The organism is Blastococcus sp. OS1-29 (assembly GCF_057628075.1).
Window position 1 is genome coordinate 26074 of sequence record NZ_JBXXJK010000009.1, and the last position, 15811, is coordinate 41884.

Below are 15811 nucleotides of genomic sequence, written 5' to 3' on the forward strand. Positions count from 1 at the left end.
CGCCCACGACCCTACCGACCGGTCCGCGTCAGAGCAGACCGCCCAGTGCGAAGCCGGCGGCGGCGGCGCCCACGCCCAGGCCGAGGGTGGCGGCCAGGTAGGCCAGCGCCCGGCCGGGCACCTTCTCCTCGACCAGCCGGACGACGTCGTAGCCGAACGTCGAGAACGTCGTCAGCGTCCCGCAGAAGCCGGTGCCCACGAGCGCGACGACCCAGGCCGGAGCCGCGGCCATCCCCAGGACGAACCCCAGGACGGCGCTGCCGACGACGTTCACCGTCAGCGTGCCCAGGCCGGTGGCCCGGCCCCGGCGGGCGACGGCGATCCGGTCGGCCAGCAGCCGCAGCGGAGCCCCCACCAGCGCGCCGGCCACCACGAGCAGCGGCGTCACGTGCTGCCCTCGCCCGCCCGCAGGTCGTCGTCCAGCGACTCGACGGCGTGGATCGCGGCGCGGGTCACGAGGAGTCCCGCCAGCACAGCGGCCACGCCACCGACCACCGACACCAGCACGTAGCCGACTGCCACCGCCACGTGCCCGGCCTCGGTCAACCGGACGACGTCGACGGCGAAGGTGGAGTACGTCGTGAAGCCGCCGAGCACCCCCACGGCGAGGAGGGGCCGCAGCCACGGTGACTCCGGGAAGCGGGCGAGCAGCACGGCCAGCAGGACACCGATCAGCAGGCAGCCGAGCACGTTGACCAGCAGGGTCGACCACGGCCAGGCGCCGGGGGAGTGGGGGAGCGCCTCGGCCAGCGCCCACCGGGCCAGCGCGCCGAGACCACCGCCCAGCGCAGCCAGCACGTAGATCACAGGGAGCAGTGTGCCGTCAGCGGCGGCGGGTCTCGGGGAACAGGAGGTCGACGAACCGCTCCACGACGGGTTGGGGCTCGTGGTTGGCCAGGCCCGGGCGCTCGTTCGCCTCGATGAAGACGTGGTCGGGGCTCTCCACGTCGGGCACCAGGAAGTCCAGCCCGGTCACCGGGATGCCCAGCGCGTCGGCGGCCCGCAGCGCCGCCGCCGCGATCTCCGGGTGCAAGCGGGGCGTCACGTCCTCGATCGTGCCGCCGGTGTGCAGGTTCGCCGTCCGCCGCACCCGGATCCGTTCCCCGTCGGGCGGGACGTCGTCCATCGCGTAGCCCGCCTCGGCGACCGTCTCCGTCGTGACATCGTCGAGCGGGATGGCGGACTCCCCACCGGTGGCGCGCTCCCGGCGGCGGCTGGTCGAGGCGATCAGGTCGGCGACCGTGTGCCGGCCGTCGCCCACGATCTCCGCCGGACGGCGGACCGCGGCCGCCACCACCTGCCGGTCGATGACCAGGACCCGGAGATCCTCGCCGTCCACCAGCTCCTCGACCAGGACGTCGGGGCAGAACTGCGCCGCGAAGGCCACCGCCCGCGCGAGCCCGGCGGCGTCCCGCACGCCCACGGTGATGCCCTTGCCCTGCTCGCCCCGCGCGGGCTTGACGACCACGCTGCCCACCTCGTCGAGGAGAGCCGACGCCGCCTGCGCGTCCTCGCCGGTGACCTGGGCGCCGCGGGGCAGCCGAACTCCGGCCCGTTCCATGAACCGCCGGGTCACCCGCTTGTCGTCGCACCGGCTCATCGCGACCGCGGTGGTGAACTCCGACAGCGACTCGAGGGTGAGCACCGTCCGGCCACCGAGCGACAGCCGCAGCTCACCGGAGGCGGCGTCGGTGACCTCGACGCGGATCCCCCGCCGCAGCGCCTCCTCCGCGATGATCCGCGCGTAGGGGTTCAGCTCCTCCAGGCCCGGCGGCCCGGCGGCGAACAGCGGGGTGTTGATCGGGTTCTTGCGCTTCACGCAGACCGCCGCGACCCGGGTGAAGCCGAGTTTCCGGTACAACCGGATCGCGCCCTCGTTGTCGTGCATGACCGACAGGTCGAGGTAGGCGCGGCCACGGCCGACGTAGCGCTCGGCGAGGACGCGCACCAGCGCCTCGCCGGTGCCGGGCGGGGCGTCCTGGGTGTGCACGGCGAGGCACCACAGGCTGGTGCCGGCCTCCGGGTCGCCGAAGGCGAGCGCGTGATCGACGCCGGTGACCGTGCCGACGATCGCCCCGGTGCGCCGGTCCTCGGCGACCAGGTAGGTGAACGCGCGGGTGCGGTGGTTGCGCCACATGACGTCGGCCTCGCCGACCACCATGCCGTTGACCGCGTAGATCTCGTTGATCCGGTCCATCTCGGCCCGCGAGGTGACCGTGCGCACGAACACGCCGCGGATCAGGTCCGCCCGTGGCCGGTACCGGTGCAGGTCGAGGCGGTAGGTGTAGCTCGGGTCGATGAACAGCTCGTCGGGCGCCAGCCCGACCAGCACGTGCGGGTCGCGCGGGTAGATGCAGATGTCGCGCTCGCCGGCCTCCTCGGCGCGGAGCGCGTCGACGACGCCGTGCAGGTCGCCGAAGGTCTGGCCGAACACCAGCCGGCCCCAGCCGAGGTCGAGGACGACGTCGGACGCCATGCCCTGCAACTGGTGGTCGGACGGCTGCTTCCACGACCGGCTGGTGATGGCCGGCGCGGTCGGCACCGCCGTTCGGCGCCGTCCGGCCACCCGGGGAGTCGGCGCCATGTCAGACCTCGTGTGCCTGCAGCCAGAGCTCGAGCAGTCCCAGCTGCCAGAGCTTGTTGCCCTTGAGCGGCGTCAGTTCGCCGTTCGGGTCGGCGAGGAGCTCGCGCACGTACTCGGGCCGGAAGAGCGCCCGCTCCCGGGCGGCGTCGCTCGCGAGCGCGTCGCGCACCAGGTCGAGCACCTTGCCCTCCAGGTGGGTGATCGCCGGCACCGGGAAATAGCCCTTCGGTCGGTCGATGACCTCCGGCGGGATGATCCGGCGTCCGATCGCCTTGAGCACGCCCTTGCCGCCGTCGGCGAGCTTGAGCTCGGGCGGGCAGAGGGCGGCGAGCTCGACCAGGTCGTGGTCGAGGAACGGCACACGGGCCTCCAGTCCCCACGCCATGGACATGTTGTCCACCCGCTTCACCGGGTCGTCGACGAGCATGACCTCGCTGTCCAGGCGCAGGGCGGCGTCGACGGCGGTCTCCGCGCCGGATCGCGACATGTGGTCGCGGACGAAGGCCAGGCTGGGGTCCTCGGCCAGGCCGTACCGGTCGGACACGACCGCCCGCAACTGCGCGTGCGACCTGTCGAAGAACGCCGCTGCGTACTTGTCCACGGCCTCCTCGCGATCGGCCCCGGCCAGTGGCGGGTACCAGTGGTAGCCGGCGAACACCTCGTCCGCGCCCTGCCCGGACTGGACGACCGTGATCGACTGGCTCACCCGCTCGCTGAGCAGGTCGAAGGCGACGACGTCGTGACTGACCATCGGCTCGGCCATGGCGCCGATCGCGTGCGCGAGGGAGCCGGCCAGCTCGTGGGAGCCGACGCGGATGCGGTGGTGGTCGGTGCCGAAGTGCTCGGCGATCACATCGGAGTAGGCGAACTCGTCGCCCGCCCGGCCGCCGACGGACTCGAAGCCGATCGAGAAGGTCGCCAGCCCGGTCTGCCCCTCCTGCGCGAGCATGCCGACGATCAGGCTGGAGTCGAGACCGCCGGACAGCAGCACGCCGACCGGGATGTCGGCGACCAGCCGCCGGCGGACGGCGGTGCGCAGCGCGTCCTCGATCGCGTCCTCCCAGTCGCGGGCGGACCAGTTCGCGTGCTCGGGGCGCCGCTCGTAGCGGGGCTCCCAGTACCGGTGCTCCCGGCTCGTGCCGTCGGCAGCGATCACCCGGACGGTCGCCGGAGGCAGCTTGCGGACGCCGTTCAGCAGGGTGCGCGGCGCGGGGACGACGGCGTGCCAGGTGAGGTAGTGGTGCAGCGCGACCGGGTCGACGTCGGTGTCGATGTCACCCGCGCGCAGCAGGGCCGGCAGCGTCGAGGCGAACCGCAGCCGCTTGCCGGGCGTCTCGGCCAGGTAGAGCGGCTTGATGCCGAGCCGGTCGCGGGCGAGCACGAGGCGGCCGGTGTCCCGCTCGTGGATCGCGAACGCGAACATGCCGTGCAGGTGGGCGACGACGTCGGTGCCCCAGTGGGCATAGCCCTTGAGGATCACCTCGGTGTCGCTGTGCGAGAAGAACCGGTAGCCGTGGCCCTCCAGCTCGGCCCGCAGCGACCGGTAGTCGTAGATGCAGCCGTTGAAGACGGCCGTCAGTCCGAGGTCGTTGTCGACCATCGGCTGGGAGCCGCAGGGGGACAGGTCGATGACCGACAGCCGGCGGTGGCCGAACGCGACCCGGCCGCTGCTCCACGCCCCCTGACCGTCCGGACCGCGGGGCACGAGCGCCTCGACCATGCGCGCGACGGCAGTCGTGTCGGCCATGGACCCGTCGAAGGTGATCTCGCCGCAGAGCCCGCACATGCAGAGTCATCTAACCGCCCGGCGCGGGAGCATGCCTTCCGAGGACGAACGTCACACCGCCGGGACGAGCCCCTCGGCGAGCACCACACCGCGGCCGTCCCGCTTGGCCCGGTACATGGCGGCGTCCGCTCCGGCCAGGGCGTCCTCCGGCAGGCCCGTGCAGGCCGCGATGCCGACGCTGGCCCGCACGCCGGCCCCCGGCAGCACCCGATCCGCCGCCGCGACGATCGCGTCGTGCAGCCGTCGTCCCACGTCGGCCGCGTCGGCAGCGGTGATCGGCGCGGCGAGCAGCACGGCGAACTCGTCGCCGGCCAGCCGCGCTGCCACGTCCCCCGCCCGGGAGACCGAGATGATCGCCTCGGCCGTCGCCTGCAGCAGGGCGTCACCGGTGCCGTGCCCCCACCGGTCGTTGACGGCCTTGAAGCCGTCGAGGTCGAGGAAGGCGACGGCCGCCGGGCCGCCGCCGGTACGGGCCACGTTGATCGCGTCGAGCAGCGCCCGACGGTTCGGCAGGCCGGTGAGGGGGTCGGAGTGTGCGAGCACGTGCAGCCGCGCCTGTGCGTGGCCGAGCGCGCTCGACCGGCGAGCGAGCATCTCGCCCACGAGCACGTACATCGGGACGGCGTAGGCCGCGGTGAACACCGCCGTTCCGTTGTCCGAGGTCATGAGGGGCATCGCGTAGGACACCAGCGTCGGGACGCCGGCGAGCAGGGCCGTCCCGGGCGGGTGGTACATCCCGATCCAGACGAACAGCAGCAGGTAGAAGACCCCGTACCGGAAGGGGTCCACGGCGCCGATCGCGTTGTGCACGGAGATCAGCACCAGCGCGACGGGAACCATCACCAGGGTGGCGCGGCCGCTGAAGTGCTCCCACAGCGGGACGAACATCGCGAGGGAGGCCAGCGCCGTGGCGAGGCACACGAGGAGGACGCCGGAACGGTCGAGACCGGCCGGCCCGGGGAGCAGAGTGGAGAGCGCGGTGAAGCCCGCTGCGCAGAGGCCGATGACGCCGAGACCGCGCGCGGCTGCGCGACCGGGTCCGTTCACCACGTACATCCCTTCGCACTGGTCGTGGTTCCTTCCCCGAGACCCTCGTCGCGTTCCACTCCGTGCTTGACGGGACCGCCACCCGATCGGGTGACGCGACAGGGGCCTGGTTCCACGTGGAACCAGGCCCCTGTCGGCGGGGTCAGCCGGAGGTCAGCCCCGGAGCGCCGCGACCGCCGCGACCACGTCCACCAGGCCGGTGCCCTTGTCGTACGACGTCTGGTAGCCGCCGACGGTCTGATAGGGCGCACCGTCGGTGTACCGGTGCGTGCTGCCCTTCAGCGCCGCCTCGATCTCCGCCGGCGTCGCCGTCGGGTCGGCCTGGAACAGCTGGGCGACGATGCCGGCGATGTGCGGCGCGGCCATCGACGTCCCGCTGATCGTGTTGAACGTGCCGATGTCCAGCGGGCCGGGGCCGTTCTGGGGCGCGAGACCGGTCGAGCAGATCGGCAGGTAGATCCGGCAGGACGAGGTGATGTTCTCGCCCGGGGCGGACAGATCCGGCCAGGTGGAAGGGTCGGCGGCCGCACCGCGCGAGGAGTAGTCGCTGACGACGCCGTCCCGCGTGCCGGTGTCCTGGTCGTAGTAGGACGCGACGGAGAGGATGCCGCCGGTCGGGTCCTGGCCGGGCGGGTTGGTCAGCGACGAGGAGCCGTCGCCGCCGTCGTTGCCCGCGGCCCACACCGTGACCACGCCGTCGGCGGCCAAGGCACGCTGCAGCTTCACGGTCGCGGAGTTCGGGTCGAACGCGCCGCCACCGGTGGGCCCGTAGGAGTTGTTGGTGACCTTGATCGGCGGGCAGGTGCTCGCCGGCACGTTCGCGCCACAGGGGTGGGCGTGGTTCTCCAGCACCCAGTTCAGGGCGGAGTCCGCGCCGACGATCAGCAGCACCGCACCGGTGGAGACGTCCACGAGGCTCGCGCCGGGGGCGGCGCCCTGGAGCTTCGTCCCGTCCGAGAGCGTGGTCGGCCGGCCGGCCACGATCCCGTTGACGTGCGTGCCGTGCCCGCCGCCGGAGATCGTGTCGGTGTCGAGGGAGTTCGGCACCTTCAGCACACAGTCGCTGCTGGTGTTCGACTCGTCGAGGCAGACGCTCTTGTAGCTCGCGACGACGGCGCTGCTGCCGTCGGCGTTCTTCAGGAACGGGTGCGTCGGGTCCACCCCGGAGTCGATGACCGCCACCGAGACCCCGCTGCCGTCGAGCTGCTTCCCGTTCGCCCCGGTCAGGGTCTGCGCTGCCTCCGCGCCGCGGGTCGCCGTGTTCGAGGTCTGGTCGAAGAACTCGATCGGCGCGTTGCCCTCGAGGTAGGTGACGCCGGGCTGCGTGCGCGCCGACTCGACCTGACCGCGGGTGCCGCTGGCGACCACGACGCCAATCCGGTCGAACTCGGTGACCGTGTGCATGCCGGTCGCCGCGACCGCCGCGCGCGCCGCGGCGACATCGGTGCCGTGCACGAGCACCGTGGTCGGGCTCGCCGCTGCCAGGGTCGAGAGCTGGTCGGCCAGGAAGGGCTGGACCGGGGCCGGGGCGGCCGCCGCTGCGGGGGTCGCGATCGCGGCGCCGAGGACGACGGCGCCGCTCACCGCCCCCAGTAGCCGCCGGTGGGTCCTCGCGCGCTGGGGCATGGCACTCCTCGCGGTTCTGCGCAGCACGTCGTCGTGCGGCGTCCTGCACTGCGACAACGAGAGCGGACCGCGGCGGTTACTGGTGGGTCACGAGGGACTGGAGTCGGTCCAGTGTTCGCCTGGATCAATAGTTGGTTCCTGCGGTGCATCTCGGACCGGAGCTGCCGATGGGAAAGGGGTGCCGACCCTGCTGCCTGCCTCCTGGTCGCGCCGTCCCGCCGGCGCCCTGACCGCAACCCTGCCCGGACTGAAGGCCGTCCTCGACAACCTCGAGGCGAAGGTCTTCGTCTGCGACAGCGAGCTCACGCTGGTCTACGCGAACAAGGCCGCCGTGCGCACCGCCCTCGGCTTCGCCGACGAGATCGAGCGCGTCTTCGGCATGGGGCTCGGCGACCTGCTGGGCGGCTCGATCCACCGCTTCCACAAGGACCCGGCGCGCATCGAGCGGATCCTGCGCAACCCGGCGAGCTTCCCCTTCCGCTCCACCCACCGGTTCGGGCGGGTCGTGCTCGAGGGCCAGATCAACGCCGTCACCGCCGAGGACGGCGCCGTCCTCGGCTGGTGCATCGCCTGGGAGGACGTCAGCGAGCGGGAGGCCGTGGAGCAGAAGGCCCGGCAGGTCGCGGCGCACCTGGCGGAGGCGAGCGCGCAGCTGTCGGCGCTGGGCGCGACGCTGGAGCAGCACGCCACCGAGACGGCGGAGAAGTCCGGCGTCGCGGCCACGGCGACCGAGCAGATGACCGCCTCCATCCGGGAGATCTCGGCGAGCGTCAGCTCCGCGGCCAGCGTCGCCGACGAGGCCGTCACCGCCGCCGAAGAGGCGTCCGACCGGATCGCCCGGCTCTCGGCCAGCAGCCAAGAGATCGGCAGCGTCGTCCAGCTCATCTCCGGTATCGCGGCACAGACCAACCTGCTGGCGCTGAACGCCACGATCGAGGCGGCGCGCGCGGGTGAGGCCGGCAAGGGCTTCGCCGTCGTGGCCAGCGAGGTCAAGGACCTGGCTCAGGAGACCGCAGCCGCGACGCAGCGCATCACCGAGCGGATCATCGCCCTACAGGAGGACAGCGAGCAGGCGACGGCCTCGATCGAGGGCATCACCACGCTGATCGGCCGGATCAGCGACGGCCAGGCCTCGATCTCCGGCGCGGTCGAGGAGCAGACGGCCACCACCAACGAGATCAGCGGCAACGTCGGCGGCGTCGCGGCGACCGCGACCGACACCACCGCTGCCGTCTCGGCGATGGTCACCGCCGCGGCGGACGTCGCCGCCAGGGCCGAGGAGCTGCGCGGGCTGGTCGCCCACGACTGACCCGTCCGCGACCGGTTGCCGCACGCCCGCCGGGGATATCACCGGAGGATGCGTACACGGACACTCGGCAGCCTGACCGTCCCCGCCGAGGGACTCGGCTGCATGGGGATGAGCGAGTTCTACGGCACCGGCGACCAGGCGGAGGCCGAACGGACCATCCACCGCGCCCTCGACCTCGGCGTCACCTTCCTCGACACGGCCGACATGTACGGCCCGTTCACCAACGAACGGCTCGTCGGCCAGGCCATCGCGGGCCGCCGGGACGAGGTCGTGCTGGCGACCAAGTTCGGCAACGAGCGCGGCGAGGACGGCTCCTTCCGCGGCATCAACGGCGCCCCCGACTACGTCCGCCGGGCGTGCGACGCCTCGCTGCAGCGGCTCGGCGTCGACGTCATCGACCTCTACTACCAGCACCGCGTGGACACGACGGTGCCGATCGAGGACACGTGGGGCGCCCTGAAGGAGCTCATCGACCCCGGCAAGATCCGGCACGCCGGCATCTCCGAGGCCGCGCCCGAGACGATCCGGCGAGCCCACGCAGTGCAGCCGGTGACCGCCGTGCAGACGGAGTACTCGCTGTGGACGCGCGATCCCGAGGACGACGGCGTGCTGGCCACCTGCGCCGATCTGGGCATCGGGTTCGTCGCGTACTCACCGATCGGCCGGGGCTTCCTGTCCGGGCAGATCCGCAGCGTCGACGACCTCGACCCGAAGGACTTCCGCCGGCACAACCCGCGCTTCCAGGGGGAGGCGTTCGAGCAGAACCTCCGGCTGGTCGACCGGGTGCGGGAGATCGCCGACGAGAAGGGCGTGACGGCGAGCCAGCTGGCGCTGGCGTGGGTCATGGCGCAGGGCGACCGTCCCGGCAATCCGGCCGTCGTCCCGATCCCCGGGACCAAGCGGGTCAGCTACCTCGAGGAGAACGCGGCAGCGGCCGACGTCGAGTTGAGCGAGGACGATCTGCGCCGCCTGGACCAGGCTGCGCCCGTCGGTGCGGCGGTGGGAGACCGCTATCCGGACATGTCGAGCGTCCACCGCTGAAAGGGGGCCTCGCCGCCCCGTCCCTGGCGCGCTCGCGACGGGCCCCTGCCGCGAGGCCATCGGAGGCGCACGCGAGGATGTCCGGGTGCAGGGTCCCCTCGTCGTCGGCATCACCGTCGTCGCGGTCGCCCTGGCAGTGCTCGGTCTGGCCTCGACGCTCGCCCGGCGGCGGATCGGGCTGCTGCACCTCGGCGTCGCCGCCGTCCTGGAGGTGCTGCTGCTGGTCCAGGCGGTACTGGCCGTCGTCGCGATGACCGGTGGCGACACCCCGCGGGAGACGGCCACGTTCTCCGGTTATCTCGCCGGCATCGTGCTCGTCCCGGTGGCCGGGTCGCTGTGGGCCCGCACCGAGCGCACCCGGTGGGCCGGCACCGTGATGGCGGTCGCCGCGGCCGTCGTCGCCGTCATGATCTGGCGGCTGCTGCAGCTCTGGGAGGCCACCCGTGCGTGAGAACCGTGCCCTCGGCGAGCCCGCGGCCTCGGCCGACGGCCGGGCACCGGGACGCAGCGGGGCGGGGCGTGTCCTGGTCGCGGTGTACGGCACGTTCGCCCTCGCGGCCGGCGCCCGGGCCGCGGTGCAGCTGAGCACCAAGTTCCACGAGGCCCCGGTCGCCTACCTGCTGTCGGCCTTCGCGGCGGTCGTCTACATCGTGGCGACCGTCGGCCTGGTGCGGGGCGGACGCAGCGGGCGGCGGACGGCGCTGGTCGCGATCAGCGTCGAGCTGGTCGGAGTCCTCGTGGTGGGCACGTTCTCGCTGGCCGACCGTGCGGAGTTCCCGGACCAGACGGTCTGGTCGGCGTACGGGTCCGGCTACTACTTCGTGCCGCTGGTCCTGCCGGTGCTCGGGCTGCTGCTGCTCCGCCGGACCGCTCCGGCCCCCTAGGCGCACCTCGACCGGCCCGGCATCCGCGCTGGTCAGCCGCGTGAGGCAGGTCATGACTAGATCGAATCGGGCACGGTTAAATAGCTTTCGTGTTGTCCGATCGACCGGGGACCGTCCCCGACACGTCCCGCGCGCTCGAGGCCGAACGCGAGCTCGGCACGCAGGCCGGCATCGTCACGGCTGCCAGCGCCGCGGTCTCGGGTCACGCGGGGAGCGGCGCGCAGGGGTCCCTTCCCGGCGTCCTGGCCGACGTCCCGGTCGCCGTCCTGGTCATCGACCAGCGGACCAGCTCGGTGGTCTACGCCAACGCCGCGGCCGTCCAGCTGGCGGGCAATGTCGGGCTTCCCGTCGACGTCGACACCTGGGGTGCCGCAGCGGGGCTGACCGACCTCGCGGGCAGCCCGCTGGCCAGCAGCGGCGGCCCCCTCTCCACGGTGGCCCAGGGTCGGCCGGTCACCGGAGAGGCCATGCGGCTCGCGCCCGGGAGGAGCACCGAGCAGGACCGGGCCCACGCCGACCGGGGGGACGCCGACCAGCTGCTCTGGGTCACCGGTTTCCCGCTGTCGCAGGCACACAGCGACGAGCAGCTCGCCCTCGTCGTGTTCCTGCGGCTGGACCCGCTGGACGAGACCGACGATCCCGAGGCCTACCTGCAGGCACTGCGCGAACGGGCCGTCATCGCCACCGACATCACGTTCACCATCACCGACCCCCGCCAGCCCGAGAACCCGCTGGTGTGGGTCAACCCCTCGTTCACGCGCATCACCGGCTACGAGGCCGAGGAGGTCGTCGGGCGCAACTGCCGCTTCCTGCAGGGCCCGGCGACCGAGCCGGCAGCCGTCGAGGAGATCCGCACCGCGCTGGCCGAGCAGCGGACCGTGACCACGACCCTGCTGAACTACCGCAAGGACGGCAGCGCCTTCTGGAACCAGCTGTCGGTCAGCCCCGTCTTCGACGGCGACGGGGTGCTCGTGAGCTTCGTGGGCGTGCAGACCGACGTCACCGAACGGGTCCGGGTGGAGCACGAGCGGGCGGCCGCCTTCGCCGCCGAGCAGGCCGCCCGGCAGGAGGCCGAGCTCGCCCGGGCGATCGCGGAGCAGGCGCGGTCCGACGCCGAGGCCGCCCAGTCCGACGCCGAGCGGGCCCAGGGGCGGCTGGCCCTCATGGCCGAGGCCACGAGCACGCTGAGCGCCACCCTGGACATGTCCGAGCTGCTCGACCGGCTCGCCGGACTCTGCGTGCCCCGGCTGGCCGACTGGGGCTTCGTGACGTTGCTCGACGACTACGGCGCCGTGCGCGAGTTCGCCGCGCGCCACCGGGACGGCCGGGAGCAGGAGCTGACGGAGTTCGGCGGCCTGCACGTGATGCACCTGGGCCCGGACTCACCGAGCCGGCGGAGCATCGCCTCCTCGCGACCGGTGGTGCTCGACGACCTCACCCCGGCCGTGCTCGAGCAGGTGTTCACCTACCCGGGTGCGCTCGAGGCCTTCCGGCGGATCGGCGGAGCCCACATCCTGACGGTGCCGATGGTGGCCCGCCGCCGCACGCTGGGCGCCATCGCGCTGGTCCGGTCGTCGGCGGACCAGCCGTTCACCCAGGACGACGTGCACCTGGCCGCCGACCTGGGAGGCCGCGCGGCCCTGGCCATCGACAACGTGCGGCTCTACCAGCGCGAGCACACGGTCGCCGACACGCTCCAGCGCTCGCTGCTGCCGGTGCTGCCCGACGTCCCGGGCATCGAGGCCGCCGCGCACTACGTGAGCGCGTCCAGCGCCGCCGACGTCGGCGGCGACTTCTACGACCTGCTCGCCCTGCCCGACGACTCGGTCGCGCTCGTCGTCGGCGACGTGGTGGGTCACGACGTCGCCGCGGCTGCGGCGATGGGCCACCTCCGCGGGCTGCTGCGCGCCTGCGTGTGGGACGCCGGGGACGCCGACCCCGCGGAGGTGCTCACCCGGGTGGACCGCCTGGTCCAGGGCCTGCGCGTGGCCTCGCTCGCGACGATGGTCTACGCCCGGGCCGTGCGCCCCGCCGCCGAGGGCGAGCCGTGGCAGGTGCACGTCGCCAACGCCGGCCACCCGCCGATGCTGCTGCGCCGTCCGGACGGCAGCGTGCAGATCCTGTCGCAGGTGACCGGGCTGCTGGTCGGGGTCGACGTCGACAGCCACCGCGAGTCCGTCGTCCTCCGGGTGCCGGCGGGCGCCACGCTGATGGCCTACACCGACGGCCTGATCGAGCGCCCCGGGCGGGACATGGACGAGGGCATCCACGAGCTCTGCGAGCGGGTGATGCGCGCGCCGCAGGACGCCGGCCCCGCCGAACTGTGCGACGCGGCGGTCAGTGGCGCGCTCGACCACCGCGACGACGTGGCGCTGATCGCCCTGCGCTTCGGCTGATCCGGGGGCCGGTCAGGACTCCCCGCGGTGCAGCAGGCCGTAGTTGCCGCGGTGGAACAGCAGGGGGCGGCGCTCGGGCTCGGCGCCGAGATCGAGGACGCGGGCCACCACGATGCTGTGGTCCCCGCCGTCGTACTCGGCCCACAGCTCCCCGTCGATCCACGCGACGACGCCGTCCAGGACGGGCGACCCGTGCACGCTGGGGGACCACCGCACACCCGCGAACCTGTCCGTGCCCGACCGGGCGAAGGTGCGCGAGACGGCATCCTGCCCTTCCGCCAGCACGTTCACGCAGAAGCGGCCGATCGCCCGCAGCGCCGGCCACGTCTGCGACGTCCGCGCGGGGGCGAAGGCGACCAGCGGCGGGTCGAGCGACAGCGAGCTGAACGACTGGCAGGTGAAGCCGGCCGGGCCGGCCTCGGTCAGCGCGGTGACGACCGTGACGCCGGAGGCGAAGTGGCCGAGCACCTCCCGCATGGCCTCCGGGTCGACGATCCGCGGCACCTCGGAGGAGGCGGTCATGCGCGGGCCGCGGCCGAGCGGGGGACCGAGCGCCCGCCGGCGCGGTAGAGCGAGCTGGGTAGCTCGTGACCGACGGCCTGCTCGGTGACGCGGGCCGCCGCGAGGACGGCGTCGAGGTCCAGACCGGTCGCCACACCCGACTCCTCCAGCATGTAGACGAGCTCCTCGGTGGCGATGTTGCCGCTCGCGCCGGGGGCGAACGGGCAACCGCCGAGCCCGCCGATGGAGGAGTCGAGCTGGGTCACGCCGGCCTGGATCGCGGCCAGGGCGTTGGCCTGGCCGGTGCCCCGGGTGTCGTGGAAGTGCACGCCGACTCCGACACCCGGACAGGCCCGGCGGACGGCGTCCAGGAGCTGGACCACCCGCACGGGTGTGGTCGTGCCGATGGTGTCGCCCAGGCAGAGCTGGTCGGCGCCGGCGGTGACCGCCGCACGAGCGACGTCCACGGTGCGGGCGATGGGCGTGCGGCCGTCGAACGGGCAGTCCCAGGCGGTGGCGATGATGACCTCGAGCGACCCGCCCGCGCCGTGGGCGAGCCCGGCGATCTCGGCGACCGCGCCCACCGCCTCGGCCGTGGGACGCCCGGCATTGGCGCGGCTGTGCCCGTCGGAGGCGGAGACGACGTACTCGAGGTTCGCGACGCCCGCGTCGACCGACCGGGCCGCCCCGCGGGCGTTGGCCACCAGGGCCGACCAGTGGACGCCGCCCCAGCGGGACAGCTCGGCGGCGACCTGGTCGGCGTCGGCCAGTGCGGGTACCGCCTTGGGCGAGACGAATGACGTCGCCTCGATGCGGCGGACGCCGGTGGCCACGAGGGCCTCCAGCATCTCCAGCTTGGCCTCCAGGGGCACCGGCGCCTCCAGCTGGAGGCCGTCGCGCATGCCGACCTCGCGGACGTCGACCGCCGTCGGCAGCACCAAGTCGAAGTCGCTGTCGAAGCCGTTCACGCGTTCCTCCTCGTCTCCGCGGGCGTCGTCCGTCCGTCCCGCGACACCCATCCTGCCCCCGGCGTGCAGGTCCCCGATCGGGCGACCCGGAACAGTTCCGTGACGTCAACCGCCTGTTTCGGGGTATCGGTGAACAAAGATGAACCTCGCACGTCGGGACCGACGTCATGAGGATGGTGCACGAGCCGGAGGTGGGAGGGTGATCGAGACGGTCGGATCACTGCCCCCTGCCGACCGGCGGAGCGCCTTCTCCAACGCGCCGATGGGCATCGCCCTCACGACCGTCGAGGGCGTGCTCGTCGATGCCAACCCGGCGCTGTGCACCATGCTCGGCCGCACGGCCGACGAGTTGTACGGCCGATCGGTGCTCGACCTGGTGCAGGCGGAGGGGGTCTCGGCCGCCCGGGAGGCGTACCAGACGCTCGTCGATGCGCCGGGCCGGCCGATGCGGCACGAGACCCGGTTGCGGCGGGCCGAGGGCACCGACGTACCGGTGCAGGTCACCGCGTCCCGCGTCGAGGAGACCGAGGGCCAGTCGGCCCACCTGGTGATGATCGTGGAGGACATCACCGAGCGGAAGGCGCTCGAGGCGGCGCTGGTGCACCGGTCGCTGCACGACCCGCTGACCGGCCTGCCCAACCGGCTGCTGTTCCAGGACCGGCTGTGGCACGCCCTCGAGCGCGGACGGCGGGAGAACACGCCCACCTGCGTGCTGATCGCGGATCTGGACGGATTCAAGGCCATCAACGACGAGCTGGGGCACCCGATGGGCGACCTGGTGCTCGTCACCTTCGCCGAACGGCTGCGCTCGGTGCTGCGGGCCAGCGACACCGCGGCCCGGCTGGGCGGCGACGAGTTCAGCATCGTCTGCGAGAACACCGAGCTCGCGGACGCCGACGTCCTCGCCGAGCGCTTGCGCGCGTCGGTCACCGAGCCGCTGCCGCTGAGCCGGAGGACGGTCACGATCGGGCTGAGCATCGGGATCGGCTCGGTGGCCGGCGGGCTGGAGCCGGCCGACGTCTACGAGCACGTCGTCCGGGAGGCCGACGACGCCATGTACGCCGACAAGGCCCACCGCCGCCACCGCTGAGCCGGGCTCAGCGGCCCCTGGCCGCGAGCCAGTCGGTGACGGTCCTGTTCCGGGTGAACACGGCGGTCAGGAGCGGCAGCGGCAATGCCAGGCAGATGAAGACGGTCTGACCGATCAGATCCTCCTTCGTCAGCGTCACCAGCCCGACGACCATGGAGAGCACCAGGACGCCGGCCGACAGGCCCGCCGACGCGAAGAGGTTCCGCTCCGACTCCCGGCGGAGGACCTGGTTCGCGCCGACGATCAGGCCCGCCGCGCAGGGCAGGCCGAGCAGGAGCACGGTCGTCGTGCTGTCGCCGTCGCCGCTGATCGTGATCGCCAGCATGATCAGCGAGAACACGATCGTCAGCCCGGCCGTGACGTGACCGAGCACGCCCGCCGCGGTCGCCAGGCCCGGGCGTCCGGGGCCGGGCGTCCGGGGCCGTACGGCCAGGACTGCGTCTGGTACGCCCACGGCGGAGGCACCGGGGCGCCGTAGCCCGGGGGTGGGCCGTAGCCCGGGGGTGGGCCGTAGCCGGGAGGCGGCCCGTAGCCGGGAGGCGGCCCGTAGCCGGGAGGCGGCCCGTGCTGCGGGTCGCG

The 15811-nt window shown here is 73.2% G+C and carries 15 protein-coding genes; 6 read left to right on the forward strand and 9 right to left on the reverse strand.

Going from position 1 to position 15811, the window contains the following annotated elements; all coding sequences use genetic code 11:
• Positions 1–28 precede the first annotated feature (28 nt).
• The 6 genes from AC2H4J_RS21015 to AC2H4J_RS21040 all read right to left on the reverse strand — a co-directional run bounded on the left by AC2H4J_RS21015 (position 29) and on the right by AC2H4J_RS21040 (position 7043).
• Complete coding sequence (locus AC2H4J_RS21015; protein ID WP_487466862.1) at positions 29–388, reverse strand: fluoride efflux transporter FluC; 360 nt, start codon at positions 386–388, stop codon at positions 29–31.
• Positions 385–807 carry a fluoride efflux transporter CrcB gene (gene crcB, locus AC2H4J_RS21020; protein ID WP_487466863.1) on the reverse strand — a complete coding sequence of 141 codons (423 nt, stop codon included), beginning with the start codon at positions 805–807 and terminating at the stop codon, positions 385–387. The genes AC2H4J_RS21015 and crcB overlap by 4 nt, the downstream gene beginning before the upstream one ends.
• A gap of 16 nt (positions 808–823) precedes the next feature.
• Positions 824–2584, reverse strand: a complete 1761-nt coding sequence (ngg, locus tag AC2H4J_RS21025; RefSeq protein ID WP_487466864.1) for an N-acetylglutaminylglutamine synthetase — start codon at positions 2582–2584, stop codon at positions 824–826.
• A gap of 1 nt (position 2585) precedes the next feature.
• Positions 2586–4370: an N-acetylglutaminylglutamine amidotransferase gene (locus AC2H4J_RS21030; RefSeq protein WP_487466865.1), complete on the reverse strand. Its 1785-nt coding sequence runs from the start codon at positions 4368–4370 to the stop codon at positions 2586–2588.
• 51 nt (positions 4371–4421) lie between these two features.
• Positions 4422–5417, reverse strand: a complete 996-nt coding sequence (locus AC2H4J_RS21035) for a diguanylate cyclase domain-containing protein (RefSeq protein WP_487466866.1) — start codon at positions 5415–5417, stop codon at positions 4422–4424.
• Between the two features lie 153 nt (positions 5418–5570).
• Positions 5571–7043 (reverse strand): S8 family peptidase, encoded by a 1473-nt coding sequence (locus tag AC2H4J_RS21040; protein ID WP_487466867.1) that lies wholly within the window; start codon positions 7041–7043, stop codon positions 5571–5573.
• A gap of 178 nt (positions 7044–7221) precedes the next feature.
• On the opposite strand from AC2H4J_RS21040, the gene AC2H4J_RS21045 reads away from it, so the two are divergent.
• The 5 genes from AC2H4J_RS21045 to AC2H4J_RS21065 all read left to right on the forward strand — a co-directional run bounded on the left by AC2H4J_RS21045 (position 7222) and on the right by AC2H4J_RS21065 (position 12673).
• Complete coding sequence (locus AC2H4J_RS21045) at positions 7222–8352, forward strand: methyl-accepting chemotaxis protein (RefSeq protein WP_487466868.1); 1131 nt, start codon at positions 7222–7224, stop codon at positions 8350–8352.
• 48 nt (positions 8353–8400) lie between these two features.
• Positions 8401–9393, forward strand: coding sequence for an aldo/keto reductase (locus AC2H4J_RS21050; RefSeq protein WP_487466869.1), 993 nt, complete (start codon positions 8401–8403; stop codon positions 9391–9393).
• An 85-nt stretch (positions 9394–9478) separates the two neighbouring features.
• Positions 9479–9844 (forward strand): hypothetical protein, encoded by a 366-nt coding sequence (locus tag AC2H4J_RS21055; RefSeq protein WP_487466870.1) that lies wholly within the window; start codon positions 9479–9481, stop codon positions 9842–9844.
• The gene (locus AC2H4J_RS21060) at positions 9837–10277 is read left to right on the forward strand and encodes a hypothetical protein (RefSeq protein WP_487466871.1); all 441 of its coding nucleotides are present in this window, start codon (positions 9837–9839) and stop codon (positions 10275–10277) included. Before AC2H4J_RS21055 ends, AC2H4J_RS21060 begins: the two co-directional genes overlap by 8 nt.
• Positions 10278–10366: 89 nt before the next feature.
• The gene (locus AC2H4J_RS21065; RefSeq protein WP_487466872.1) at positions 10367–12673 is read left to right on the forward strand and encodes a SpoIIE family protein phosphatase; all 2307 of its coding nucleotides are present in this window, start codon (positions 10367–10369) and stop codon (positions 12671–12673) included.
• Between the two features lie 12 nt (positions 12674–12685).
• Here AC2H4J_RS21065 and AC2H4J_RS21070 read toward each other — a convergent pair whose 3' ends face one another.
• Positions 12686–13195 carry a flavin reductase family protein gene (locus AC2H4J_RS21070; RefSeq protein WP_487466873.1) on the reverse strand — a complete coding sequence of 170 codons (510 nt, stop codon included), beginning with the start codon at positions 13193–13195 and terminating at the stop codon, positions 12686–12688.
• Positions 13192–14142, reverse strand: a complete 951-nt coding sequence (locus AC2H4J_RS21075; protein ID WP_487466874.1) for a hydroxymethylglutaryl-CoA lyase — start codon at positions 14140–14142, stop codon at positions 13192–13194. The genes AC2H4J_RS21070 and AC2H4J_RS21075 overlap by 4 nt, the downstream gene beginning before the upstream one ends.
• A 199-nt stretch (positions 14143–14341) precedes the next feature.
• Here AC2H4J_RS21075 and AC2H4J_RS21080 point away from each other — a divergent pair, with 199 nt between their 5' ends.
• Entirely contained in the window at positions 14342–15232 is an 891-nt protein-coding gene (locus tag AC2H4J_RS21080) for a GGDEF domain-containing protein (RefSeq protein WP_487466875.1), read from the forward strand.
• Between the two features lie 7 nt (positions 15233–15239).
• On the opposite strand, the gene AC2H4J_RS21085 is transcribed toward AC2H4J_RS21080, so the two are convergent.
• Positions 15240–15686: a hypothetical protein gene (locus tag AC2H4J_RS21085; protein WP_487466876.1), complete on the reverse strand. Its 447-nt coding sequence runs from the start codon at positions 15684–15686 to the stop codon at positions 15240–15242.
• Between the last annotated feature and the right edge of the window lie 125 nt (positions 15687–15811).

Coding starts and splice junctions, on each gene's coding strand:
- ngg (WP_487466864.1), bottom strand. CDS start 2,584: ATGGCGCCGACTCCCCGGGTGGCCGGACGGCGCCGAACGGCGGTGCCG.
- AC2H4J_RS21050 (WP_487466869.1), top strand. CDS start 8,401: ATGCGTACACGGACACTCGGCAGCCTGACCGTCCCCGCCGAGGGACTC.
- AC2H4J_RS21040 (WP_487466867.1), bottom strand. CDS start 7,043: ATGCCCCAGCGCGCGAGGACCCACCGGCGGCTACTGGGGGCGGTGAGC.
- AC2H4J_RS21070 (WP_487466873.1), bottom strand. CDS start 13,195: ATGACCGCCTCCTCCGAGGTGCCGCGGATCGTCGACCCGGAGGCCATG.
- AC2H4J_RS21030 (WP_487466865.1), bottom strand. CDS start 4,370: ATGTGCGGGCTCTGCGGCGAGATCACCTTCGACGGGTCCATGGCCGAC.